Origin of the sequence: Pseudomonas sp. Irchel s3a18 (assembly GCF_900187535.1) — a bacterium.
Taxonomy (GTDB): domain Bacteria; phylum Pseudomonadota; class Gammaproteobacteria; order Pseudomonadales; family Pseudomonadaceae; genus Aquipseudomonas.
Map to the genome: position 1 here is coordinate 86,164 of NZ_FYDV01000009.1, position 23,033 is coordinate 109,196.

Annotated in this window: 16 protein-coding genes and 1 pseudogene; 5 read left to right on the forward strand and 12 right to left on the reverse strand. The window is 59.0% G+C overall.

Annotated elements, in window-relative coordinates; all coding sequences use genetic code 11:
• Positions 1 to 17: 17 nt before the first annotated feature.
• From CKW29_RS14630 to CKW29_RS14680, 11 genes are all read right to left on the reverse strand, one after another.
• Positions 18 to 1,472, reverse strand: coding sequence for a GGDEF domain-containing protein (locus CKW29_RS14630; protein WP_095148743.1), 1,455 nt, complete (start codon positions 1,470 to 1,472; stop codon positions 18 to 20).
• A 338-nt stretch (positions 1,473 to 1,810) separates the two neighbouring features.
• On the reverse strand, positions 1,811 to 3,181 hold the full coding sequence (gene pelG, locus CKW29_RS14635; RefSeq protein WP_095148744.1) for an exopolysaccharide Pel transporter PelG: 1,371 nt from the start codon (positions 3,179 to 3,181) through the stop codon (positions 1,811 to 1,813).
• Positions 3,182 to 4,696, reverse strand: a complete 1,515-nt coding sequence (gene pelF, locus CKW29_RS14640) for a GT4 family glycosyltransferase PelF (protein WP_095148745.1) — start codon at positions 4,694 to 4,696, stop codon at positions 3,182 to 3,184. It lies immediately after the preceding gene.
• Entirely contained in the window at positions 4,693 to 5,679 is a 987-nt protein-coding gene (locus CKW29_RS14645) for a transporter (protein WP_095148746.1), read from the reverse strand. Before CKW29_RS14645 ends, pelF begins: the two co-directional genes overlap by 4 nt.
• A complete protein-coding gene (locus CKW29_RS14650; RefSeq protein ID WP_256584915.1) occupies positions 5,657 to 7,024 on the reverse strand; it encodes a PelD GGDEF domain-containing protein in 1,368 nt (455 codons plus the stop codon). The genes CKW29_RS14645 and CKW29_RS14650 overlap by 23 nt, the downstream gene beginning before the upstream one ends.
• A 5-nt stretch (positions 7,025 to 7,029) precedes the next feature.
• The gene (locus CKW29_RS14655) at positions 7,030 to 7,548 is read right to left on the reverse strand and encodes a penicillin-binding protein activator LpoB (protein ID WP_095148748.1); all 519 of its coding nucleotides are present in this window, start codon (positions 7,546 to 7,548) and stop codon (positions 7,030 to 7,032) included.
• Between the two features lie 29 nt (positions 7,549 to 7,577).
• Complete coding sequence (locus tag CKW29_RS14660) at positions 7,578 to 11,144, reverse strand: tetratricopeptide repeat protein (RefSeq protein WP_256584916.1); 3,567 nt, start codon at positions 11,142 to 11,144, stop codon at positions 7,578 to 7,580.
• Positions 11,137 to 13,950 (reverse strand): bifunctional glycoside hydrolase 114/ polysaccharide deacetylase family protein, encoded by a 2,814-nt coding sequence (locus CKW29_RS14665; RefSeq protein ID WP_095148749.1) that lies wholly within the window; start codon positions 13,948 to 13,950, stop codon positions 11,137 to 11,139. Before CKW29_RS14665 ends, CKW29_RS14660 begins: the two co-directional genes overlap by 8 nt.
• A gap of 204 nt (positions 13,951 to 14,154) precedes the next feature.
• Entirely contained in the window at positions 14,155 to 14,712 is a 558-nt protein-coding gene (locus tag CKW29_RS14670; RefSeq protein WP_095146392.1) for a hypothetical protein, read from the reverse strand.
• Positions 14,705 to 15,583 (reverse strand): transcriptional regulator, encoded by an 879-nt coding sequence (locus tag CKW29_RS14675; RefSeq protein WP_095148750.1) that lies wholly within the window; start codon positions 15,581 to 15,583, stop codon positions 14,705 to 14,707. The genes CKW29_RS14670 and CKW29_RS14675 overlap by 8 nt, the downstream gene beginning before the upstream one ends.
• The gene (locus CKW29_RS14680) at positions 15,568 to 15,885 is read right to left on the reverse strand and encodes a hypothetical protein (protein ID WP_095146390.1); all 318 of its coding nucleotides are present in this window, start codon (positions 15,883 to 15,885) and stop codon (positions 15,568 to 15,570) included. Before CKW29_RS14680 ends, CKW29_RS14675 begins: the two co-directional genes overlap by 16 nt.
• 592 nt (positions 15,886 to 16,477) lie before the next feature.
• Between CKW29_RS14680 and CKW29_RS14685 the strand changes: the two genes are divergently transcribed.
• From CKW29_RS14685 to CKW29_RS14695, 3 genes are all read left to right on the forward strand, one after another.
• Positions 16,478 to 16,777, forward strand: a complete 300-nt coding sequence (locus tag CKW29_RS14685) for a type II toxin-antitoxin system HigB family toxin (protein WP_095146389.1) — start codon at positions 16,478 to 16,480, stop codon at positions 16,775 to 16,777.
• Positions 16,777 to 17,136: a type II toxin-antitoxin system HigA family antitoxin gene (locus CKW29_RS14690; RefSeq protein ID WP_095146388.1), complete on the forward strand. Its 360-nt coding sequence runs from the start codon at positions 16,777 to 16,779 to the stop codon at positions 17,134 to 17,136. The genes CKW29_RS14685 and CKW29_RS14690 overlap by 1 nt, the downstream gene beginning before the upstream one ends.
• 137 nt (positions 17,137 to 17,273) lie before the next feature.
• On the forward strand, positions 17,274 to 17,933 hold the full coding sequence (locus CKW29_RS14695; RefSeq protein WP_095146387.1) for a MarC family protein: 660 nt from the start codon (positions 17,274 to 17,276) through the stop codon (positions 17,931 to 17,933).
• Positions 17,934 to 18,076: 143 nt separating this feature from the next.
• Here the strand turns inward: CKW29_RS14695 and CKW29_RS14700 are convergent, their stop codons facing one another.
• A complete protein-coding gene (locus CKW29_RS14700) occupies positions 18,077 to 19,399 on the reverse strand; it encodes a DUF1329 domain-containing protein (protein ID WP_095148751.1) in 1,323 nt (440 codons plus the stop codon).
• 699 nt (positions 19,400 to 20,098) lie between these two features.
• On the opposite strand from CKW29_RS14700, the pseudogene CKW29_RS14710 reads away from it, so the two are divergent.
• Together CKW29_RS14710 and CKW29_RS14715 are read left to right on the forward strand one after the other, a co-directional pair.
• A pseudogene (locus CKW29_RS14710) lies at positions 20,099 to 20,623 on the forward strand (tyrosine-type recombinase/integrase); the annotation flags it as partial.
• Between the two features lie 166 nt (positions 20,624 to 20,789).
• Positions 20,790 to 23,021, forward strand: a complete 2,232-nt coding sequence (locus tag CKW29_RS14715; protein WP_218192186.1) for a P-loop ATPase, Sll1717 family — start codon at positions 20,790 to 20,792, stop codon at positions 23,019 to 23,021.
• Positions 23,022 to 23,033: the final 12 nt, after the last annotated feature.

Here is a 23,033-nt window from a genome sequence, read left to right on the forward strand (position 1 = left end):
ATCAATCAAGGCAGGGCTCAGGCACAGCTGGGCGATACAGGCACCTGGCTGATGTCGCAGACATAGCGATCGCGCCCCTGTTGCTTGGCCTGGTACAGCAATTGGTCGGCGCGAATCAGCAACGCCTCGAGGCTGTCGCCGGCACCGCGCCACGTGCTGACACCCAGGCTGCACGTCACGCCAATGCACTGCCCTTCATGGCTCAAGGGGGCCTTGCGCAGCGTTTTCAGCAGACGCTCCGCCAGCAGCCGGGCACCCTCCAGATTGGTGTCCGGCAGCAGGATGACAAACTCCTCGCCGCCCATGCGGGCGAGCACGTCATGCTGGCGGATGATCCGCTCCAGCTGGCGCACGAAAAATTTCAACACCTGGTCACCACCATCATGGCCATAGGTATCGTTGATCCGCTTGAAATGGTCGATGTCCAGCTGCAACACGCTCAGCGGACGACCGTTGCGGACGGCGCGGCTCAGTTCGCGCTCGCCCAGCACCATCAACGCACGCCGGTTGTAGGCACCGGTAAGAAAGTCACGGGTGGCCGCCTGGTGATGCCCCACGCTGACATCGACCAGATGCACCAGCAGTAGACCGATCAACGGCAAACAGAGGAGCAACCCGGCGAGCAATATCAATGGAAAGCTATTGATTCGCACGAACAGCGCCAGGTAATTCGAGATCAGCGGCTCACTGTAGTAAATCAGTTGCAACTCGTGCTGGGGGTCCACCAGACGCCGGATAAATCGCTCGCCGCCCGCTGCCACGTCTACACCCTCGTCCACCACAGACGCAGAGACAAACGCTGGGGGGGCCAGCGCCCTCCAGCGCTCGGCAGAGCAGGCCAGGAACTCGACCTTGCCTGAGGCCAGGTCCATATGAATGTCGAAATACAAGCCGGGATTGCGCCCTTGGGTCATGGCGACATGCAAGACAATGCCATCGCCGAACGCCATCGCCAGGTCAGGTCGCGCAGGTAAAGGCAGCGGTGGCAAATCGGTCTGCGTCTCCCGTATCAAGGCCAAATCACCCATGCAGGCGTAGCCGACGACTTGTCGGCTGAGCAAGCGGATCATGCCTTCGTTCAAGCTCATGTGCGGCGAGTTCATAGCGGGCATGCTGTCTGCCATCGCACGCGGCACATTCAGCAGTTGCTGCTTGAGCTCAGGCATGTTCCGGGCCAGCGCCGCACTGACCCGCTCCCGACGGGTAATGCCATCGTTCGGCAGGCAAGTATCCGTCGGTAAGTTGGCCCACAACACCGACTGATGCAAATCATGGATGGAGAGTTGCTTCACCAGACCCGAGAAGGCTCGATCAGTACGCTCCACCAGCGCCGCATGCTGCCCGGCGAGCAACAACTCACGCTGCAGTTGGTACTGATGCACAAGCCCCTGCAAGGCAGCCAGGGACAGCACCGCCACCACTAACCAACAACCGATCCTGACGCTGCGCGCGTGTTCGACGACCCAATTCATGACACCTGCTCCACTGCGGCACCTGGCACGCGTTGTCTTGCTCCACTGCTGATCTTGCGCAAGGCTGGAACGGCCGTGTCCAACTCTCTCGCATCAACATCGGCCTCGCGATGGGCTCGCGGGGGTAGTCAGGACGCGGCGGCAAACGGGGCCGCCGCCAGTGACGGGCCGACCACGGCGCTGACAATGGCCTGCAGTAACGCATACCCCCGGGCATGGCCGCTGTGAATTGAGGCGCAGTTGCGCTGAAAATCGAAGCGTAATGCTGAATACCTGTGAACGTGGCTGATAAGGCGGCGTATCGATAGGCGTTTGTTCACAAACGTGATGCTCGACCGTCAATGCGACAGCATGAAGGTGTCGTACTCCAGATCCTCCAGCACCCTCGAAAGCCGGTGCAGTCCCAGGAGCACACAGACCAGCAACGAGAGCGTAAAGCCATAGCCGAAGAAGCTGGGGCCAAGGTACTGGCTGAGCAGGGTCAACACGGTATTCAACACCACGAACCAGACACACAATTCAAGAACGATCATGCGTTTGTCCAGGTAGAAGAAAACATTGAGCAAGGCCATGAACACCACCTGGAGACTCACGCCAATCAAGGCGATGTGAAACAGTGGCAGGTAGTAACTGGACAGCCCCAACCACTCGAGCAAACGCGGGGCGAACAGGAACAACAGCAACACTGTCACGCCCTGCACCTTGCAGATTTCCAGCAGGCCCTGGCGGATCGACAGGACCATCTCGGTTTTCAGCTGACCGATGTACTGCAGCGTTTCACCGTCTCGAATGGCTTGAAACAACCGTTCGCACCACTCGGCGAAATCGGTTTCGATGCGCACCAGAAACACCGCCATGCCGGGGATGATCGCCAGGTAGGCGAGGAAGATAGGCAGGTCATAGATAATCGAGGCGCGCAGCGGGCCGACCATTTCACTCGATGTCCCGGGGTTGAGCCAGAACAGGAATTTGTCGACCCAGATACCCAGGTTGTAACAGAAGCCGGTGACGAGCAGGCTGACAAACACCTGGCGGCGGTCGAGGAAGTCGAAGGCAATCAGTTTCTCTGCCTGGTATTCGCGCAGGATGTCGTAGAGATACAGGAACAGCAACGCGCTGTGACCGATCAACAGGGCCAGCAGCAAGCCCGGCAGCTGCAGGAAACTCAGCGCATAGGCACTGGCCACCATCAGCGAATAGCCCACCAGCATCACCAGCAGAATCCGGTTGTAAGCCTTCATGCCGGACAGAAAGATAATCACCAGCCACAGGTTGCAGAGCACGACGAAGTTTGACAGCACCAGCACGCGGAAGATCAGCGACTCGTCGAACAGCAGGCTCAGCACGATGGTCCCCAACAACCCGGCACCGAGGGTGACCAACAGTAAGATCCCCAACAGATTCGGCAATATCCGCTCGTGCTGGTGTTCGTACAGAAGGTCGGAAACGAAACGGGTAAAAAACAGCTGCAGGCCACCGGTCAGGATCAACGAACTGGCCATCAGGTAGGTCACGGTCACCAGGAACTGGCCAACCAGCACGTCGGGCAGCAACAAGCCCAGACTGATGCTGCCGACCAGCATCACGCTGACAATCGACAGCACCCAAGGGCCGGAACTGATCAATCCGGCATACAGGTAGGCATGCAGGGTCGCCGTGTAGGAGTCGCGCGAGAGAATTCTGCGCAGTTCAAAGCCTATTCCAGCCATTCAACAGGTCCCCATGGCGGCGTGATAAAGATCGCGATAGCGGCGCAGCATCAAGGCCTGGCTGTAGTAACGGTTGACCCGCAACTGGCCGCTGGTCTGCGCGTCTTGCCAGCGCTGCGGGTTTCTCAGCAACCCAAGGATTGCTGTAGACGTGGCCTGAGGGTCGGCGATCGCCACCACCGTCCCGCCACATCCCAGGTCGCGGTCCTCGGCACTGCCGCCTTCGATCAACTCGCGGCAGGACCCCACGTCGCTGCTGACCACCGGTGTTCCGGCGGCCCAGGCTTCCAGAATCACCAGCGGCTGGGCCTCGCTGATCGAGGTCAGGACCATCAGGCCCAACTGCGGCAGGATGTCCTGGATGCGTTGGAAACCGAGGAACCGCACCTTGCCGTCCAGCCCCAGGCTCGCCGTCAGGCTGCGGCACTCACTGGCGTATTCCGGGTCCTCTTCTTCGGGCCCGACAATCCAGCCTTCGACCTGGGGCATGACACTGATCACACCCCGCATGGCTCGCAGGAAGGTCTTGACGTCCTTGATCGGCACCACACGACCGATCAAGCCAACCACAGGGGCAATACCGGGCGCGCGTGCGTTGAAGGCAGCCGTCCATTGCGGCAGGTCAATGCCGTTGGGAATCACCTGGGTGCGGGCCGGGTCGGCACCGTCCTGGATCTGCCGTTGGCGATTGCCGTCGTACAGCGCAACGATAGTGTCGGCACTGTGGTAGGTCAGTTGGCCGATGCGCTCGAAGAAGCGTATCCAGAGCTCACGGAGGTAACCCGTGCCGGCATCCAGGCTCCCGTTCAGGGCATGCTCGGTACTCTCGGCGAGCCAACTGGCCTGGGCCAGATCGATTTTGCGCTCCTTGGTATAGATACCGTGCTCGCTGAGCAGATAGGCACAACCCCAGCGCTTCTTGAGCATGCTGCCCAGTACCCCGGCATAACCGGTGGAGATGGCGTGCAGCACCCGTGCCGGTGGCATTCGCCGCGAGGCTTCGGCGAGCATCAGCAATGGCGACTGCATGGAGCGCAAGGTCCAGAAATAATTGACGAACGACGGAGCGCTGCAGTGCTGCCGATAGCCGCTGCTGAGCACTGCCCAGCTGGCACGGCTGCGCAACACATCGTCCAGCGTCAAGTGCCCCTGGACCATGAGATCGAGCAAGCACTCGCCCAGCTCCGGGACCGGCGTTTCCGGGTGGTGCAGGAAGCGATACAGGTCGGACAGTTGCTGCTCGCAGGCCTTGCGCGGCAATGCCCTGGTGCTGGTGGGCCGGGTGGCATCCTCCAGAAAGACTTCCTCGATGTGCAGAACATTCGACGGAATCTCATAGCGCCGGCTCGCGTAAGCCGAACGCTGTCCGCCAATGAACATCACCGAGAACGTCAGGTCCGGCAGACCGAGAATCATCTGGTGGATCCAGCTGGACACACCTCCGCGGACATAGGGCCAAGTACCTTCAAGCAACAGGCAGATATCAGCGCGCGGCCCATCGTCTTTGCGGCTCATGTCCAGCTCCTCACCAGGGCTGCGAATGGCGGTCGCTGCTGCATGTCCACTGGCAGGCGGGTCAACAGCCCGAGCACCTCATGGTAACGACCGGCCACGAAGGCCAGTTCCGCGCGATACGGCAACACGTGGGCCTCGTCTATGCCGCTCTCCTGAGCCAGGCTCAACAGCTTGTCGGCTCGCTCGACATCGCCACGCTCCAGGGCAATACGCCCGGCCAGCAGGAACAGCTCACCGCCCTCCCCAGCCTGCAGTCCTTGTGCGGCATGCTCACTGGCCTGATTGAGGACGTGCTCCAGCACACTGCCCTGGGCCAGCCCAAGATAGGCCAGCTCCCAGTACCAGCGCGCCAGTGTGGCGTGCAGTACGCCTGCCGCTTGTGCAGTGGCAGCGGGCACTTGCGCGAGGGCGGTTTGTATCCGCAGGTTGATGTCGCTCTCCAGCGTGTCGAGCATGGAGTACGCCAGCAACCGCACGTCATCGCTTGGATCGCCCAATGCCAGCTTGAGGATAGGCACCGCTTCCCGGCCTGCCATGCGCCGGGTCGCCAGCAGGCCGGCCGAACGCTGCTCTGGCTGCGGTGCATGGCGCAACACATCCTGCAACCCTCCCCCGGCAAAGGTCGACAACCCCGTGTTGACCTGGGCCAGGAACGGCAGCTTGGGGATGGTGACGGATTGCCAGGTCTGTTTGTCGCGTTGGCGCGACACGTGCAGCGTCGGGAAAATCGCCATGACCCCCAAGGTGCCAAACACAGGCACAAAGAACGCCAGGCTGAAGATCAACAACGGACTCCAGGGCAGCGGCGAACGATAGCGCACCGGCAACGACCGCCACACCGCCGCACACAGCAGCGCACAGGCAAGTCCATGAACCGGAATGAAGACCAGCCACTGTTGCCACTCGGGCGAAGCCGACCACAAATGACTCCAGCTTCCCGCTTCCAGCACCAGGGCAGCGCTAAACATCCACTTGCTGATCATTCAAACCACACTCGTCGAATAGAAAATGACGTAACCCGGCGCAATCGTCGTCAGGCTCCAGGTTGCAGGCCAGGACCTGTACCCCCAGGCTGGCCAGGTCGCTCTCGACACCAAACTCTTCATGCAACAACACACCAATGCGTGTGAGATACCCGGTGGCGCCTGTCCTGTCGGTCAAGGGCAGCAGCATCAGCAGCACCGGGTTGCCCCGACCATTACGCACTAGCAGTTGCACGTCGAGACCTCGCTGGTGACGCTCCAGCAGACGCACCAGCCGGTCATTGGCGCGGGTCATTTCCAGGCCGAACAGACACGCATTGAGCCCATGTTGCTGGTTATCCGAAAGGCAGCGCTTGAGCTGCCGGCTGAAGTGGTGAGCATCGGCATCCACCGATTGCAGCGCGTGCCGATCACCGCGCAACAGGTCGGCGATGTGTCCGGCCAGTAGCGCCAGAAGGCTCAGGGTCCGCTCCTGAAAGGCAAAGAATGGCATCTGCCGAATCGCCAGGACCGCCAGCAGATGGCCTTCGGCATCGATCAGCGGCACACAGGCCTGCAGCGAGTAGATCTGCGCCAGACCGCCGGAATCGATCAACTCCTGACGTACGCTGATCAGTTCGCCGCGCTCCAGGCAGAGCCTGATCAAGCCGTCATCGGTGTCCAGATCCCCCATGGCCCCAATGGTGGCCAGTGCGTCTGACTGAACCTTTGTCCGGTGCTCATCCACTCGATACAGCCCGGCCACTCGCAGTGAGCCGTACTGGCCCAGCAACGCCAGGATCGGCCCGGCCAGGAGCGTCACTGCATCGCCTTCGCCGGGCATGACCCGCAGCTTTTCCCGCAAGCCGAGCAACGCACTGCGCAGGCTCTGATCACTGCCCGCCACACGCTGCTCCAGCAAGTCATGGGACACCCGAAGAATCTGATGAGCGCAGGTGAACTCGTCCAGACGCGACCGGCTGTAGTCGTTGGCCCTCTGCAGGCGCTGCAAACGCTGCTGCCACAGATCGTGCACCTCCCCCACCAACATGCCGCACAGCAACAGGCCAACAATGAATGACGGTTCGATCTGTTCGTAGGCGGCGAGCCCGGCAGCGCGCAGGATGAACAAGGTCATCACCAACAGACTGGCGCTCAGCAGGCCCCGGGCAAAGCCATAGCGCACACCGGCCAACAGCGGAGCCAATACCGGCCAGGCAAAGGCGGCATGCATCTGCAGCGGGTCTTCCGGTATCAACCACAGCCCCAGGCCAATGAACAGTCCCGTGACGATCAGGGTTTCCAGCCAGGACACCGGGCCTTTGGCACGGGGCGCCAGGCTGTAATCCATGTAGGGAGATTTCATCGCAATCACTCGAACCGAAGGGTATCAACCAGCGGTTCGATCACCTGCTGTGCCGTGCCGGCAAGGCTTTCACGGGACCAACCGGCCCGCGCCCCACTTTTGCTCCAGAGCACGCGGCCGCTGCGGACGTCCATCACACGCAGGCTGACACCCACCGCCGGCTCGCCATCCAGACCGCTTTTGTACTGCCACTCCTCGACACTGCCCATGATCACGTAGTCGAGCTGCTCGGCGCGCGCCCAGTCCATGGCGCCAGCCAAACGTTCGTTGTCATCCATCAAGGCCTGCTCACCTTGAGTGCTGACTGGGTAGACGCGGGGCTGCAGTCCATGGCGGCTGATCGCACTGAGCAGGATCTGCTCGCTGCGCTCGCCGGCTTGTGGCGTCTGCGAATAGTTGACCATGGGCAGAATGCCCCACTGCGCCTGACGCGGCAGGTTCGGGCCGGCGTCACCGGTAAAGCGGGTGCAGCTGGCGATCAGCAAGACCGCCAGGCCCAGACTCAGATTACGGATCACTTGCATCGCTTGATGTTCCTCTAGAAATTCCATGATCAGCGCCCAACGCGCACGCTGTAGCTCACACCCAGGGTTCCGCCCGCCTGCCCGTTGCCGCCTTGTGGCTCGGATTGGTAGCCCGCGGTGAAGGCCAATTCGTCATTACCCAGTACTTCCATGCCCATCCCGGTGTTGATGCCGTAGTTGACGGTTCGATCCAGCCACTGCCAGCCGACCGTCACGTCCACCAGCCAGGTGTACTGTGGGTGCGCCCGGCTCAGCGCGCCCGGCATGCCTCGACGCCAGGTACTGCCGACATACAGCAGGCCGTAACGGCTCTGCAGCAGGTCGCTAGCAACCACGGTGGGTTGATCAAGCGGACTATCAGGGTCTGGCAACTCGACCCTCACCGGGCCACCGTTGTTGCTGGACAGTGAGTCCAGGGTGCGGTCGTCCACCTGGTTGTGCTGGTAGGCGACACCGCTGCGCAGGGTCCAGGCAGGCCCTTCGAACTGCAGCGTGTGGCCGTACTCCGCCTTCACATCCTGACCATTGCCCAGCGCGTCGCCACCCCGGGTGGAGAATGACTTCTGGGCCACCTCCCAACTGAGCTGGTCACGGGCGGTGAATCCATGGCGGCCGCCCAGCCGAACGCCGTCGTACTGCCCGAATGTGCGCATCAGGCCACTGTCCTCGCTCTCGCGGTGCCAGTCGAAACCGGCTTCGAGCTCGTCACCCGCACCCAGTTGCCAATGGCGGCTGAGGCCGAAACCGTTGCGGTCATCGTCCTGGCGCTGGCTGGTATCGAGGACCAGCGTGTAATGACCTCGCTCCACTTGCCGCTGCAGGGTCAGCTCGGCGTTACGCTCCTGCCCCAGGCGCGATGAGATCAGTTGATCGCTGTCGTAGGTGCCCTGCTCCAGCTCAAGATTGGCGTGCCACTGATCACCCAGGCTTTGAGCGACCCGCAGACGCGGCCCGTTGAATTCAAGCCCGCCGAAATCCTGCTGGTGCCAGGCCAGCTGTGCCCCCTGCGGCGTGCGCTCGTGACCTTCCACCGCCTGCCGCCGCAGCTGCTCACGGATGGCCCGGGGTTGCTCTTCACCCAGTTCGGACAGGCTTACGCCCAAGGCCTCGCGGTGACGCCCCAGGCGGCTGAGGGCCTGGGCGCGCTGCGCCGGATTCAGATCGGCATTGCCCAGCAGCGCTTCGACCTGGGCCGTGTTACGGCTGCGCAGGGCTTCCTGAATCTGCTCGTAACGCTCAACCTGCAAACCCTGGCCGCGCGCCCACGCCAGCCATTGGTCCTTTTGCGCGGGCTGGTTGGAAGCATCGAGGCGCGCCAGCAGACGTTCGAACCACAACTGCAACATGGCCGGCGAACCGTCCTGCCACTGCAGCACCTGCTGCTGAGCCTTGCGCGGCGAATAGCTGGTGGCCACCAGGCGCAACCAGGTGGTGTAACGCTCGGAGGATGGCTGCAGCGTTTCACTATCAAGGTCACGTATCAGCTTCAAGCGCAGGCGCTGCGCGGCATCCTGATAACCGGCGCTGTCCAGCGCATCGGCGTAAGCGGCCTGTACCAGCCAGTCCTGAGGATGGGCCTTGAGGTGCAGGCGATACCAGGCCAGGGCCTCGCGGTTACGGCCGAGCAGTTGGCTGGCACTGGCAAACGCCAGCCACAGAGTCGGCTCCTGGCGTGCCAGGACACGCCATTTGCTCACCAGTGGCCCGAGCGCGGCGACGTTGCCCTGATCCACGTACAACCACATCAGGTGTTCACGAAACCGCTTGTCGTCGGGATACCGCGCCAGCCCCGCAAGGTACACCTGTGCCGCCTCATCGAAGCGCCCCTGCTCCACGGCCAAGGCACCACGCATCGCCAGGACCTGCGGCAGGTCATAGAGGGCCGGATAGCGCTCGGCGTCGTTGAGCAACGCATTGATCTGCGGCCAGTCCTGAAGCTCCCGGGCCTGTTGCAGTGCCCGGATCAAGGGCTGTGGTTCATGGCTGCGCTGCCAGCCGGCAACCAGCAGGCTCAAGGCCCGCTGCGGATCGCGGGCATGGTAGAGGGCAGCAAGCCGATCCTCATCAGCACGGCTGAGCGAACCTTCGAGACTCAGCAGATGTTCAAGGGCCTCCTGCAGTGCGTCGTCAAGCTCGAGATCCCAGGCCAACGCCGCCCGCGCATGCCAGAAACCTTTATCCACGAGGGTGCGGCTATCCACTTGCAACACCTGCCAGGCCGCCTGGTTATCGAACAGTTTCAGGTAGGTACGAGACCTGTCGAGCCGTTCGGGCAGGGTCAGCTCGAAATGCGTCGACAGGTTCTCGTAGGCCATCGCCTTGGCCGTCAGCTGTCCGGTACTGTCCAGGTTCAGCAGCCATTTGCTCCAGGCCAGGCGATGCCCGGGGTACTGACGCAAGTAAGCCCGCAACCAGGCTTCAGACTGCTCCGGGGTACCCCGTGAGTCATGGCTGTAAACCAACGCCTCAAGCTCGTCATCGGTCAGTGCTCGCTGGTCCATGATGACGGCCAGCAACGGGATCGCGCGGTCAAAGTCGAACAGGTGCATTGCCAGACGCCAGGCACGCTCGCGGATCTCGGGGTTTTCACCCAGATCCAACAGGCGGGTCCAGTAGTCCAGGGACTCGTCCAGCTCGCCCCGCCATTGTGCGAGAAGGCCCAACTGCTCAAGCACGTACACGTCGTGCGGATGCTCGATCAACAGTTGCCGGCCACTCTCCCTGGCACCGGGCACGTCGCCCAGCGCCAGGCGCAGGCGGAAGTCTTTGCCCAGTCGCTCGGGGTTGTCCGGCTGCACGGTGCGCCATCGCTCAAGAAACTGCATGGCCAACGCGGTACGCGTGTTCGCCAGCGCAATATCGGCGCCCTGCTCCAACCAGGCCGCATCGATGGGTGGCCCCTCCAGCGCGTCGAGTTCATCGGCGAGGACCTCTATCGCTTGCTCGCCGCGTCCGCTCGCCAGCAGGCTGTCGAAGGCCTGCCGCGCGTATTGACGACGGTCCCCGGGGTGCTCGCTGCCCTGCCAGAGTTGCACATAGATGTCGGCGGCACGCTCCGGTTGCTCCCCGGCCAGGTACCACTGCGCCGCGGCATCAAGCGACGCCCTGCGCTGCTGCGGATCGCGGCTGGCCAGCTCTTCATGGACCTGCGCGGCAATCGCCGGTGCCTGCAGGCGCAACGCCAGCCTGGCCAGGCGCTGCAGTTGCGCCAAGGGCAGTGACTGACGATCGATCGCCTCCAGCCGCGCCCGCTGCTCGAGGGTCTCGTGAGCACCGGCCACCGCCAGGCTGTCGAGCTCCAGCCGGTAGTAATCAAGCAGTGCCGGCACCGGTCGCGGCCAGCTCTCCAGGTAACGACGGGCCTTGACGGTGTCACCGAGCTGGATCAGCAGGTCCACCAGTTGCAGACGCAATCGGTCATTGTCCGGACGGGCCATCAACAGCAGCGCGGCATAGTTGGCCGATACCGCGTCCGGTTGACGACTATCAGGGTGGAATACGGCTTCACGCTGAAATACCAGCAGCAACAGACCGCCCACAGCGCCAGCCACCACTGCCAGCACCCAGGGATTGAGCAGGCGGATGTCCTCACTCACAGATGAGTTGCCCCTGGCTCACGTGCTTGAGGGGCAGCTGAAAATGCCAGAGTCCGGCAGCGGCCTTGCCGGCAAATCGCTGCCCATCGACTTCTACCCGGCAGGCGGTAGCGCAGCGCACGGAAAAGTTCAGCTCGACTTGACCGGCGAAGGAAAAGCGCACGCGCCGGGGAGCCAGATAACGCCAGTCCAGCAACGGCAGATTGGCCTCTTCCAGCGCCGGCCGCGGATCCCTGTCGGGCCGCAACACCAGCAACGCCCGGTCGCTGCTCAAATGCACGTAACGCCCCTGGGGCAGATCCCGCACACCGGCCACGCCTTGCGAGCGCGCCAGGTCCGGCCAGCCCAGTTGCGGGTCCAGGCGCAGGGTGCGCAATGCATCCATCCCGCGAACCTGCCAGTCGCCGTCGGCGGTGCGGGCCAGGCTGGCCTGATACAGCCCATGAACGCGATCCAGATAATCGCTCATCCACAGCGAAATCGGTTGCTGGTCCTTCATGTAGCGGTAGATATCGTTCACGGCCTTGATCGAGGCCTGTTTGGTGCCCGAATAGAAGTGGTAATACAGGTGCAGGCCGCGCATGCGCCGCGGGCTGTCGGTCAACTCGAAGGTATCGATCAGGTCGCGAAAGCCGTAGTACGGCCCCTTCCACAGATTGGTGTAGACGTTCTCGTTGATGATCGGCGCGTAGTACTGCAGGCCACCTTCGGTCGGCCTGAGCAACGGGCTCAAGCCGGTCAGGGACGGATCGGCCCGGGTCAGCATGGTCTGGGCGCCATTGACGTTTTTCAGGCCTGAGTCGTAGGCCAGCTTGACGGTGGCAGGCGACGGCAAGGCATCGCCCGACCAGAAGATCAGCTTGACCGGCTTGTCAGGGGTGGTCAGACGCTGATTGATGTAATCGCGCGAACCCACGACTTCGCGCCTGAAGTCGATGGTGTCATAGCCCGGGATCGCCATTTTCAAGCCATATGCCGCCGTTAAGTGAGCACGCTTGCGGGCCAGTTCCGGTTGCATGAAAAACGGATGGCTGAAGGTGTGTGTCGCCACTTCGACTTTCGGCTCGGCAAACAGCTCGCGGGCGATGGGTTCCAGTTCCTGGGCCAGGTACGGGTACATGCCCTGCGGTGACACTTCACCTTCGATCACCGAAACCGAGGTGAGGAACGGGTTGGGCCGCACGAAGCCATCCAACACCTGCCGGCCGGCATAGGGCATACCGCGCACTTCCGCCCGGGACGGGAAGCCGTCGCCATCGATATGCACGGTGGCGATCCGCCGGCCGTTTTCCGTGGTGGCGTCCGGGCGTGGCAGCGCAGGCAAATGCAGGGCCGCCTGGAGAAACGCGAAAGGATCAAGGATCCAGCGTGCGCGCTCGTTGTTCGATTCCAGAAGGTAAGGCGCCAGGGCCAGGCCGCCCCAGTCAGCGACGGCCACTGGCGAATATTCCTGACCGTTTTCAGCCATGAGCGACAACACGGCCTTCGGGCCTCGGGGTAACAGCGAAATCGCCATCAACTCACGACTTCTGGGCTTAACCGGCGCCTCGAATGCACCGATCAGCGACTTGTCCTGATGGGTGATACGCAAGGTTTGCAGGCCCGGCGCCGTTGCGCGGTTGAGCCCCAGGCGCTTGAGCAGCCCATCGTCCTCAACCGGCAGACCGGCGAAAAAAACCAGCGGGACCTGCTCATCCAGCCGCAGGTTGAGCCAGCGGTTGAATGCCTGGCTGCCCGGAGGCGGGCCGCTGGTCATCCAGGTCAGGATACCGGCATACAGGCCACTGAAACCCTGCTCCGGCAACGAAGCATCCGCGGCCAGGTAATCTACCCGGTAGCCCAGGTATTCCAGCAACCCACCCAGCAGGGTATGCCCGGCGCTGGAGGCCAGGTCACCCTCTCGTGGGTCGTACAGCAGTGCAATTCGACGCGGCTGAACTTCGATGTTGCTGATGCCCAGGGTGTTCAGCTCAGGTGTGCCGATGTACGGAACGAACCCCTCTTTGCTCAGGCGCTTGGCCAACTGGCGGGCTTCGTCACGACGGGACGGCGGCAGGTACTCGATCGCCACCAGTGGCGTGCCTTTGGCTCGCAGGGGTTGCAGCTGGGTGTCCAGCCACTGGCGGTCCGCTTCGGGCACCGGCCGATAACGCTTGGCAGCCGCATCCCAGCCCGCGTGGATTGACTCCACGGCAACCGCCGACGCCACGCCATCGAGCTGCGGCAAGACTTCGAAGCCACGGTTGAAAAACAACCGCAAGTCCGGCTGGCGTTGATGCAATTCACGCAGAAAACTGGCCAGTGCCAGGCGCTGGGGTTCTCGCGCCGACTCGGGCAGCAACTGAAAGCTGTCCAGCGTGTCGAGGAACACCCCGGCATACCCGTCCGCCTGCAAGGCCTTGGCGCGACTGAACAGGTGCTCACGCCAGGCCGTGGCGGTGAGGTCCATCACCTGACTGCCCCAGGCGCCATTACGGACAGGGCTGACCGCCTCCGTGAGGGACGCCGTGTCGAGCTCTGCCTGGCCACCGTGGAACTCGCCGACCGACAGATAGGCGAACGGCAAGCTGCCCTGGCTGCGCAGTGTCTTGACGTCGGCAACGGACAGATGCCCCGGCTCCACGACCGCCCAGTCGAACTGGGCCAGTTCCAGGAGCGGGGGCTTGTCGGCGTACCAAAAGACCACGCTGCTGGGCGGCGGCAATGCGGCGGCCTGGACGGTGGGCCCTGTCGAACACACCATCAAGGCGGCCAGCAAGCGCTTGAATGCCGAGCAAACACGAATTCTGCGAAAAGCGTTTTCCATAACTCACTTTTTCAATGGCTGAACCGATACCGTTTGCATACCGGGAAGTAAGACTGTCGGGGGTAACGACTGCGGGTAAGTTGCGCCATGCCTGCGGCGATGGGGGTGGCTACTTCATCCGGGCTATACAAAAAGAAAACTATTCAAGGAATAAGTCTCAACCACATGAACACTGAACCTTCGAATTCAACCATGCTTCACTTTTTATAGACGGCTACTGCGTGCCAGCACCATCACCACGCGGGCCCATGGTTTCAGCGGACTTCTCCTGCTGCACAACACAAACAGATTTTCACCGACATCAATCGTGTAACGGGTTTCACCCAGTGGCTGCATCCAGTAACTCAAGCTGGACTTAGGTTGAAAGATATAAAGATCAAGTGAAGACAACTGCTCCGGGCTCAGATTGTCGGCATTACTCTTGAGGCTACTGTCCACTTCGACCATCAACCGGGATCCGTTTTTCTTGACTCGAAAAGCGCTATAGCGATTCATGACGCCAATTTCCGCTTTGGAATCCGCGTCGATCAACCGGGCCGCCATGCGCAAATGACTGAGGCCCGAAGGACTCAAGTCCAGACTGAATCGAGTCATGAACCAGGCAGGACGTGCATTGATCTGCACTTGCCGCGCGCTCTCGCCATCGCACCAGAGGTCCATGGGCACCGGCTGCACCCCCGACAAGCGCCCCAACCCAATGCCCATCAGCCCGACGACGACGAAGGCCAGGCACCAGATCGCTTTCGCACCCCGCTTAGTCATTCAGCTGTACTCCCACGCAGCGGGACCTGGCCAGCTCCAGCTCGCCGTCACAGAGGATGGCGTGCTCCCTGTGGTACACCGGTATCAGGTACAGGTTTGCGCTGCTCGACGCGATATCCAGCAATTGCGCCAACTGCTGGCTGCGCTGGGCCAAGGTCTTTAACTGGGAGGCTGAAAGGGAGCTCAAGCCCTCAACCGGCACATGCACGCGCATGCCTTCTATCGTCACTGGAGGGGCAAATACCGGGAGATCGGTGTTCAACATCGGCGTCTGGAGAACGACTCCCAGGGAAAAACTGGCGATGCCCCACAGGATCAAGGCGATCAGCAGTCCCCAGTATTTATACGCAGACATTGCCCGCGCCAATACGCTCGACGTGCCACCCTCGACAGGCCCGGGTGAAGTGGTTGAAGGTGCGACAACACTCACGACGTCCTCAACTGGCGGCAAGGTTGACGCCGCGCAATCCGGCAAGTCGTGGTCAATCTCCCGAGAGTCGGGAGTCGAAGCCGCCTCCTCCCCAGCTGCCTGCAACGCTCGAGTGCGCACGCCATCGGCGAGCTTGTAGCCCACACGCGGCAGCGTCTGAATGAATTCGCGGCCCGGTTGCAGTGTCTCCAGGGCAAGGCGCAATTGGCGAATCGACTGGGCAAGGCTGTTGTCGGTAACCTCCAGGCCATACTGACCCCAGGCACCCTCCATCAACTCGCGCTTGCGCACCACGGCGCCTCCCGAGCGGAGCAACAAGGCCAGACAGCTGCTGGTGGTCGCGCCCAGGCGCAAGGGCGCCACGTCAGGCGCATCCACACGAAACAGCAGGAAGCTGTCCTCATCGAACACAACCTGCTCATCGATCAGCACTCGGCCCATGGCCCTTGACCCCCTTGCGCACGTGGAAAGCCGATAAGCAAACGCGTCAGGTCCGCATGGTTGTCGACATCCAGAGTTAAGCAGTCATTGCGTGCTTCAGCGTGTGGTTGCAAGGATTCGGTCATTTCACTTGCGTGTAACTCCAGGCGCCTGGTTTCGCTCTTGTACAGTTCAGTCGACAGATTGATCTTGTTCAAGAACGGCCGGCTGTTTTGCGCCAACAGGTGCAACGGGCGGCTATTGATCGTGCGCAGGGCATCAGCATCATCCATGACAAGAAATACCGTATCGGCAGTGATCATTGGGGTTTCCGGGCGGCGTGTTCAGGTCAGACAAGAGAGCCGGCGCACATCGACATTTTTCGGGGGAACGGGAGTGTGTCGCTCAGGTATCGGTTGCGGGCCTGCTGCCTGGCCTGGCCCAACAACGGTCGCCGTGGATCAAACACCCTCTTTGATCCCGGCCAATTCGCTGCATTAAGGCATAGCCCTCCAAAGGCCGCTGTGAATTGGAATGAGCGGCGCCCGGACGGACGATGAAAATATTGAAAAGCGATGAATGTCCATGAAATAGGTGGGGGTGATGATCATTCACTCATGCAGTGCTCTGCGTGGAGGATCAGCGCCTGTATGGACCCTTTTTCGGGATTCGATGCGGGCTTTGGGTAGCGAGTCGAACTGGCGCAGTTGGTTAACGATCCATCCCGATTGCCCTGCGCTCACCCCCACGGACGGCTCAAGCTGCTGGTTTTAAAAGGACCACGCGCCAGATTCTCAAGGGGCCAGTGTTGGGTTGCAGAGCGGCTTTTTGCGTCTATACCGTGTTACACGTCCTCTCTTGACACTCCAATACGGCACCAGCATAATTCTCCCAAATTGGGAGAATTACCGCGACATGAGAGTCATCGCAAAGCGAACACTAAAGGAGTTCTGGGAAAGACCAGGGTGCAAGGACGCTGAGCGAGCACTCACCGAATGGCACAACATGATGCTAAAGGCCGTTTGGAGCACACCCCAGGAGCTAAAGGCTGAGATACGTACAGCTAGTATCATCAAGAGCGGCCGGGTCGTTTTCAACGTCGCCGGCAACAAGTATCGACTCGTGGTGTCCATCGATTATGGCCATCAGATCGCATGGGTTAAGTTCATAGGCACTCACGCCCAGTACGATCAAATTGACGTGGAGTCTGTGTAATGAACCTGAAACCGATTCGCAGCGAAGAAGAGCTCAATGCCGCTTTTGCTCGCCTTGAAGAGCTTTGGGGAGCAGCCGCCGGATCCCCAGAAGCCGACGAACTGGAAGTACTCTCAATGCTTATTGAAAAATATGAAGACGAGCATTATCCAATTGCCCCGTCGGACCCTATCGAGGCCATCAAATTTCGAATGGAACAACAAGGACTCACCCCTCGAGACCTGGAGGCGTTCATTGGCCCAAGCGGACGTGTTTCTGAGGTACTCAACAACAAACGTGCACTGAGCCTGGCCATGATCAAACGGCTGCACAATGGCCTCAGAATCCCCTACGAAAGCCTGCTTGGCGAAGCATCGTAAACACCGGCCTTGTACCGGTTTCCTGTCAATTGCCTGGGTTGCTGATTTCTGAACAGCCAACGGCCGGGGGCCTGTCAGGTGCATGCGCGGCGTTTGGACTAAGGTAATTCAGTAGCCCCCAACCCGGTACGCACCTGATGAACGCGCACATCACACAATTCCTTGGCATGTTCACCACGCTACTGGCAATCATCAATCCATTGGAGGCCATCCCGGTGTTCCTCGGTCTACTGCAAGGCAAGAGCGACACCGAGCACCGCCAGGTGGCACGCAAGGCCTGTTTCTACGCGCTGCTGCTGATGTTCTTCTTCCTCATTTTCGGCAACCTGTTATTGCGCCTGTTCGAGGTGCCATTGAGCATGATCCGGGTAGTGGGCGGGGTGATCCTGATGCGTATCGGCTTCGAGCTATTCGCCCCCTCGCCCGCCAGCAACCTGATCCCCAGCGCAGGCAAGGGCAACCAGGACGTATCCTTCATTCCCTTGGCCATGCCGATCATGTTCGGCCCGGGCGCCATCGCCACGGTGATCGGCCTGACCAGCACCATCAAGGACTCCGACCGCGCCGTGATCTCTTTCGCCGTAGTCGCCCTGGCCATCTGCGCCACCATGCTCACCGTCTATCTGTCCCTGGTCTACGCCAAGAACATCCTCAAGAAAATCGGCCCGCAAGGCATAGACGCCGCCACCCGCATCGTTGGCTTCTTCGTCTCCGCCATGGGGGTCGGTTTGATCTTCCACGGCACGGTTGAGTTTCTGCAGTCCTACGGGGTACTGCTCAATGGCGTCGTGAAGTAGTGGCTGAAGGGTGGATTGTGAAGTGTCTGGAAACCTCGCAATGGACACAATCCCCCAGATTCGCATCGACAGCATCTGGCCTGCTTTCAAAACCGGGAGGGGTTGTGATTTATCGGTCATGCATGATCTGGCGTTGTATCACCCTAGCGAATACCGGCACCCGCCATGGACTCTGGCACCCACTGCGCCGTCGATAGCGGCTCGATATACCGAATACCGCCATGGGGGCCTACCACGCCATTGATGTTGTAGGAGCCGCGCGACAGATCGTAAGTCATGAACGGGGTGGCATCCGGGACCTGCTGGTCATAGCTCTGGCTGAGGAAAGCGAAGGAGCCACGATAAAGCTCGCCACTCATGCCGTACTGATCGGAGGCCAGAGCGGCCCAGGTGTCTTCATCCAGGTAAAAGCGGCGTTTCTGGTAGATGTGCTTTGCACCGGGCTTGAGGTTGCCCTCCACCACGTAGACGCGGTGTTTTTCCCAGCGTACGAAGTCCGGGGAAATGTAATTGGGGGTGGTCAGCGACGCGGCATCCCGAGCATAGGTCAGTTTGTAGGTGTTGTAGGGCACGATCATTTCCTGCTTGCCCACCAGCGTCCAGTCATACAGTTCGAGGGCACGGGCGGTACCGGGGTTCGGTGTGTCGTAGGCCAGGATCGAAATCTGTTTGACCCGGCGCTGGGCCGGCATGTACTGCCAGGCACGGCCAGGACGCTGCAGCGGATTGGTGGCGTTCTTGAGCATAATCGACTCGCCGGCTCGCCGCGCAGGTCCGGTATAGGACAGTTTCAACTGGTAGTAGAGGTCGGAGTTGTTGATGGGCTTCGACATGTTCTCGTAAATCGGGAAGGAGGCGTATGCCGCACCGGTGACAACCAGGCTCGGCACCCCCGCCGAGTCGACGCTCCAGGAGTCGTACTTGGAATGGATGTTGACGCCCTGGTAGCGCAGCAGGAAATTCCACATCGCCTCGGCACCCGATTGCGGGATCGGGAACGGCACACCGGGCAATACATTGTCGAAGGCTATCCCATCATCGAGGGACCTGGCGGCGGTGGCGTTCTTGCGGCTATTTTCCAGTACCGCCTGCGGCAGCGCAGCGGTGCGGTGGGTCTGATACACATCGATGCGGTAGCCGGGGTAGCGCCTGGCCAACTCGACAGTGGTGGCCGTCAGCAAGCCCTTATACTGGTCGACGTTCTTGCCATTGATCACCAGCAGCGGTTTCTCGTGCGCATAGGGGTCCGGGCGCATGCTATCACCGGTCTTGAAGCTGGCCGGGGCAGTGGTCAGGCCACCGCTATAAGGCGGAATGGAGCCATCGGCATTACCGGCCTTTTCAGCCCCCACCAGCGTCAGGCGGTTACCCAGTTCGGCGGCTTCCTGACTTGACACCAATGCCTGTGCATCAATGGCCAGTGCCATGATGAGTGAAGCAGCCAGAAAACTTTTCACGAATTTCATATTGTTATTCTCCTGCTTAGCGTACCAAGCAACTCGTGACTCAAGCGAAGCAGTCGCATCCGTCGGTTCAAGCGGCAGTACGCTGTACACACCGCCTCGGATAACGGCCTTCCAAGGCTGGCAGTGCATTCACACAGGGCTGGCAAAATCATCGCGTTACGCCGGCCTGCAGCTTGCCCGCCTGGTTATGCTCGCCTTGTGGGCAACCAGACTGGCTCAATCGCCAGATGCGTTTTTATGACTGACATTAAGGCCCCCCAAATGGGGGGGAGCTTTTCATTCGACGACAGTCGCTTGGCTATTCATGACAGACCCGGAATATCCCGCGGGCATGGCGGCCGTGGTTGCTTCAGTCAGGACCAGCAGCGCCTTTTCAAAGTCGTATGGAGTTACCGTTACTCACGTCAAGCAGCCGCTCTGACCTCGCTCACAGCACAGTCAATCCAGGCAGCCCCTGCCCTTACCTGCTCTCGGGCCTTGCCTTCGCTAATGCCCTAGTGCTTGCCCACACGAACCATCGGCCACCGCTTGACGCATCAGCGCGAAAGTCGGAGATGTAGATGGGTCGACTGTTTGACGATGACGAATCGAAGATCATCCCCGGGCTGAAGCCGGGCACGCAGAAGGGTTAGATGAAGGGGCTGAAGCAGGTACGCAGCGCATTCGACGCCGCGTCTATCGAAGCGATCACCCCCTCAGGTGATCGCCCAGGCGCCACCTGAACCACAAGACGCGATGGACCTGGCCTATCTGACCGCTCAACGGCCGGCCGACGTGCTGAAGGCCTCAACCAACGACCTCAATAATGGTTTCCTGCTGGTAGGCCAGGGTAAGACCGAGAAACGCCTGCGCATCCGCCTACACGACGGGACAGACGCATCAAACCTCAGCACCTTCCTTGATGCCCTGCTTGAGCGCAAAGCCATGGCCGGCATCAGAAGTTCAAGTCTGATCACCAACCAGGCGGGCCTGCGAATGAGTTACGCCGTGCTGAGAAATCGCTGGGATCAAGCCAGAGAGAAAGCAGCCACGAAGGCCGCAGCCGAAGGTGATGCGACGCTTGCCACCACGATCCGCCGGCTCCAATTCCGCGACATCCGACCAAAAGCCGCCAGCGAAATCGACGACATTGGTCATGCCAGCAGGCTGCTTGGTCATTCAGCGCAGGAGATGACGAAAAAGGTTTATCGCCGCGTTGGCGAAATTGTACGTCCCACAAAATAACTATGGGGCGCAATGGGTCGCTTCCAGTTATCTCTGAAAGGCACGAATCCACAACCCATAGCAGCCCTTCGCGATAGGCAGAAAACGGCCAGAAGCAGACGTTCAGGCCAGGTTCGCTGTCGGCCAGAAGCAGTCGCTGGAACCAGTGGCGGTTCAAGATGCGAGGATGACTAGTCTCGATCCAAAGCTTATGCCCAGAACAAAAACGGGAGAAAGTGCCGTTCGGTTCCCATGTCACCTTCCAATTAACAATCCAACTCCAAGCATTCCTGACGCCAGCTTCTGGGCCATGCTAGATTTGAAAGCTATCACAGAGAAGGATGGCGCTATGAAAGGAAATGTTTTGGGCGATATTCGTGCTGAGCATGATGCAAAAATGCTCGAAGCGTCCTTTTGGCCAACTTCGGATTACAAGTCTCTCTTAGAGTCCCACGATAGGTGCATAGTAGTCGGGCGCCGGGGAACGGGTAAAAGTGCTCTTGTATATATGCTTTCTAAGCATTGGCACAGCAAACCCAAAACTCACGCCTTAACCATAACTCCAGTAGAAGAGCAAATAATTGGCTTAAGAGACATTGTATCGCTGTTTGGCGACAACTATCTGCACATTAAAGCAGGCAGCAAGTTAGCATGGCGCTATGCAATTTACATGGAGATCCTGTCTGAAATAAGCGGGCACTACAAACTGCAAGGCAGCTTGACTTGTCAAGTGGCTATTAAGCACTTAAGCCTCTGGGGAACGAAACGCCAAAACATTAGTGGTAAAATAAGAAAGAAATTGCTTAGCATTTTGGATCACACTAAAGATCAGACTCCAGCCCGTCGTATATCAGAACTTTCGGACGCATTTGAATTCGAAGAGCTGGAAGATGCGATACTTGACTCACTTGAAAAAAACAAGTTTCAATTCGTGATTTTTGCTGACAGATTGGACGAAGGCTATACTCCAGATGACCTAGGAGTTGCCATTGTTGACGGCTTCATTCAATCAGTAATCGACATAAAACAAACTTTCAGAGAAAAAGTCATCGCCTTTGCATTTGTTAGAGATAACATCCATCGTGCAATTTCAAAAATGGATCCAGACTTTACCAGAAACATTGAAGGCCAGGTTTTAAGGCTGCACTGGGATGAATACAATCTTTTCAATCTAGTATGCAACAGGATCCGATCCGCTTTTGAATCAAAGATCGAAAATAATACTCGCTTGTGGAATGCTTATACTGCAAATGGCCTTCAATCTAGTACAGGCTTCCGTGACGCACTAAAACTTACGCTTTATCGACCGAGAGATATACTTGTTTTGCTCAACGATGCTTTTCTCCGAGCTTTCGTACAAGGCCGTGATAAAATCATAATTGACGACATAAATGCCACTGCAAATACAATTTCCCAAAATCGCCTGAATGATTTGCTGAAAGAATATGAAACTGTTTTTCCGGCGCTGGATATATTCACTTCTTTGTTTTCAAATAAAAAGCCTGATTATCAGGTGTCAGAGGCGGCAAAAATAATAACTGTCGCGCTAACAGCTAATTCACTTGAAAGCAAGGTCAAGCTACAAGATATTCTACTGCTTGACGGCCCTATTCAAGTCATACAGCGCCTATATAGCATAGGCTTTCTAGGTCTATACAACACTCCGTCTTCTTCATATGTATTTTGTCATGATGGAAAAGAGCCAGAAAAAGATTTTACGGAAAGCTCAAAAATACTTATACATCCGTGCTATTGGCTAGCATTGAGCGTACAAGAGTTCGATATTGATAGTCGTGCAGCGGAAGACATCCACGATGAATACGACATCGAAGTAAGCTCGGTATCTGAGGAGCAACGAAAGCACCGCATAGGTTCGCTATTAAAGGAGCTGAGTGAAATTCCAGAGGGAGCAGCAGGTGCTGTAGATTTTGAGGCATGGGCCTTGAAAGCTGTAAAAATACTCTTTGCGACAAATTTAACAAATATAGAATTGCATCCTAATAAAAATGGTCTTCAGCAGCGAGATATTGTTGCTACAAACCTTGCTGATTCAGGGGTTTGGTCCCGAATACTCACAGACTATCAGACTCGCCAAGTTATTTTTGAAGTTAAAAATTATCGCGACCTCACCTCTTCCGACTATAGACAGGTAAATGGCTATCTTTATAAAGATTACGGAAGATTAGCATTTATCATCAATCGAGACTTTAATGATAACCTGGAGAAAAATCGCGAGCTTCAATGGGCAAAAGAAATCTATGACAATCACAACAAAATAATAATTAAAATTTCACATAAGTTTCTTGAGCGCCATCTATCAAAGATGCGCAGCTTGCAGAAACATGATGAGGCCAACAAACAGCTTAGTAAGTTAATTGATCTTTATATCAGAACATACCTTACGCACAAGTCTCGATAAGTGTGCTAACGC

Excerpts from the sequence above, each read along its gene's own strand:
- CKW29_RS14675 (WP_095148750.1), bottom strand. The coding sequence starts at position 15,583 with ATGGGCCGAGTGCTGATCGATGAGCAGGTTGTGTTCGATGAGGACAGC.
- CKW29_RS14670 (WP_095146392.1), bottom strand. The coding sequence starts at position 14,712 with ATGACTAAGCGGGGTGCGAAAGCGATCTGGTGCCTGGCCTTCGTCGTC.
- CKW29_RS14690 (WP_095146388.1), top strand. The coding sequence starts at position 16,777 with ATGAACCTGAAACCGATTCGCAGCGAAGAAGAGCTCAATGCCGCTTTT.
- CKW29_RS14715 (WP_218192186.1), top strand. The coding sequence starts at position 20,790 with ATGACTAGTCTCGATCCAAAGCTTATGCCCAGAACAAAAACGGGAGAA.
- CKW29_RS14655 (WP_095148748.1), bottom strand. The coding sequence starts at position 7,548 with ATGCAAGTGATCCGTAATCTGAGTCTGGGCCTGGCGGTCTTGCTGATC.
- CKW29_RS14645 (WP_095148746.1), bottom strand. The coding sequence starts at position 5,679 with ATGATCAGCAAGTGGATGTTTAGCGCTGCCCTGGTGCTGGAAGCGGGA.
- CKW29_RS14650 (WP_256584915.1), bottom strand. The coding sequence starts at position 7,024 with ATGAAATCTCCCTACATGGATTACAGCCTGGCGCCCCGTGCCAAAGGC.
- CKW29_RS14630 (WP_095148743.1), bottom strand. The coding sequence starts at position 1,472 with ATGAATTGGGTCGTCGAACACGCGCGCAGCGTCAGGATCGGTTGTTGG.
- CKW29_RS14665 (WP_095148749.1), bottom strand. The coding sequence starts at position 13,950 with ATGGAAAACGCTTTTCGCAGAATTCGTGTTTGCTCGGCATTCAAGCGC.
- pelG (WP_095148744.1), bottom strand. The coding sequence starts at position 3,181 with ATGGCTGGAATAGGCTTTGAACTGCGCAGAATTCTCTCGCGCGACTCC.
- pelF (WP_095148745.1), bottom strand. The coding sequence starts at position 4,696 with ATGAGCCGCAAAGACGATGGGCCGCGCGCTGATATCTGCCTGTTGCTT.
- CKW29_RS14700 (WP_095148751.1), bottom strand. The coding sequence starts at position 19,399 with ATGAAATTCGTGAAAAGTTTTCTGGCTGCTTCACTCATCATGGCACTG.
- CKW29_RS14685 (WP_095146389.1), top strand. The coding sequence starts at position 16,478 with ATGAGAGTCATCGCAAAGCGAACACTAAAGGAGTTCTGGGAAAGACCA.
- CKW29_RS14695 (WP_095146387.1), top strand. The coding sequence starts at position 17,274 with ATGAACGCGCACATCACACAATTCCTTGGCATGTTCACCACGCTACTG.
- CKW29_RS14680 (WP_095146390.1), bottom strand. The coding sequence starts at position 15,885 with ATGATCACTGCCGATACGGTATTTCTTGTCATGGATGATGCTGATGCC.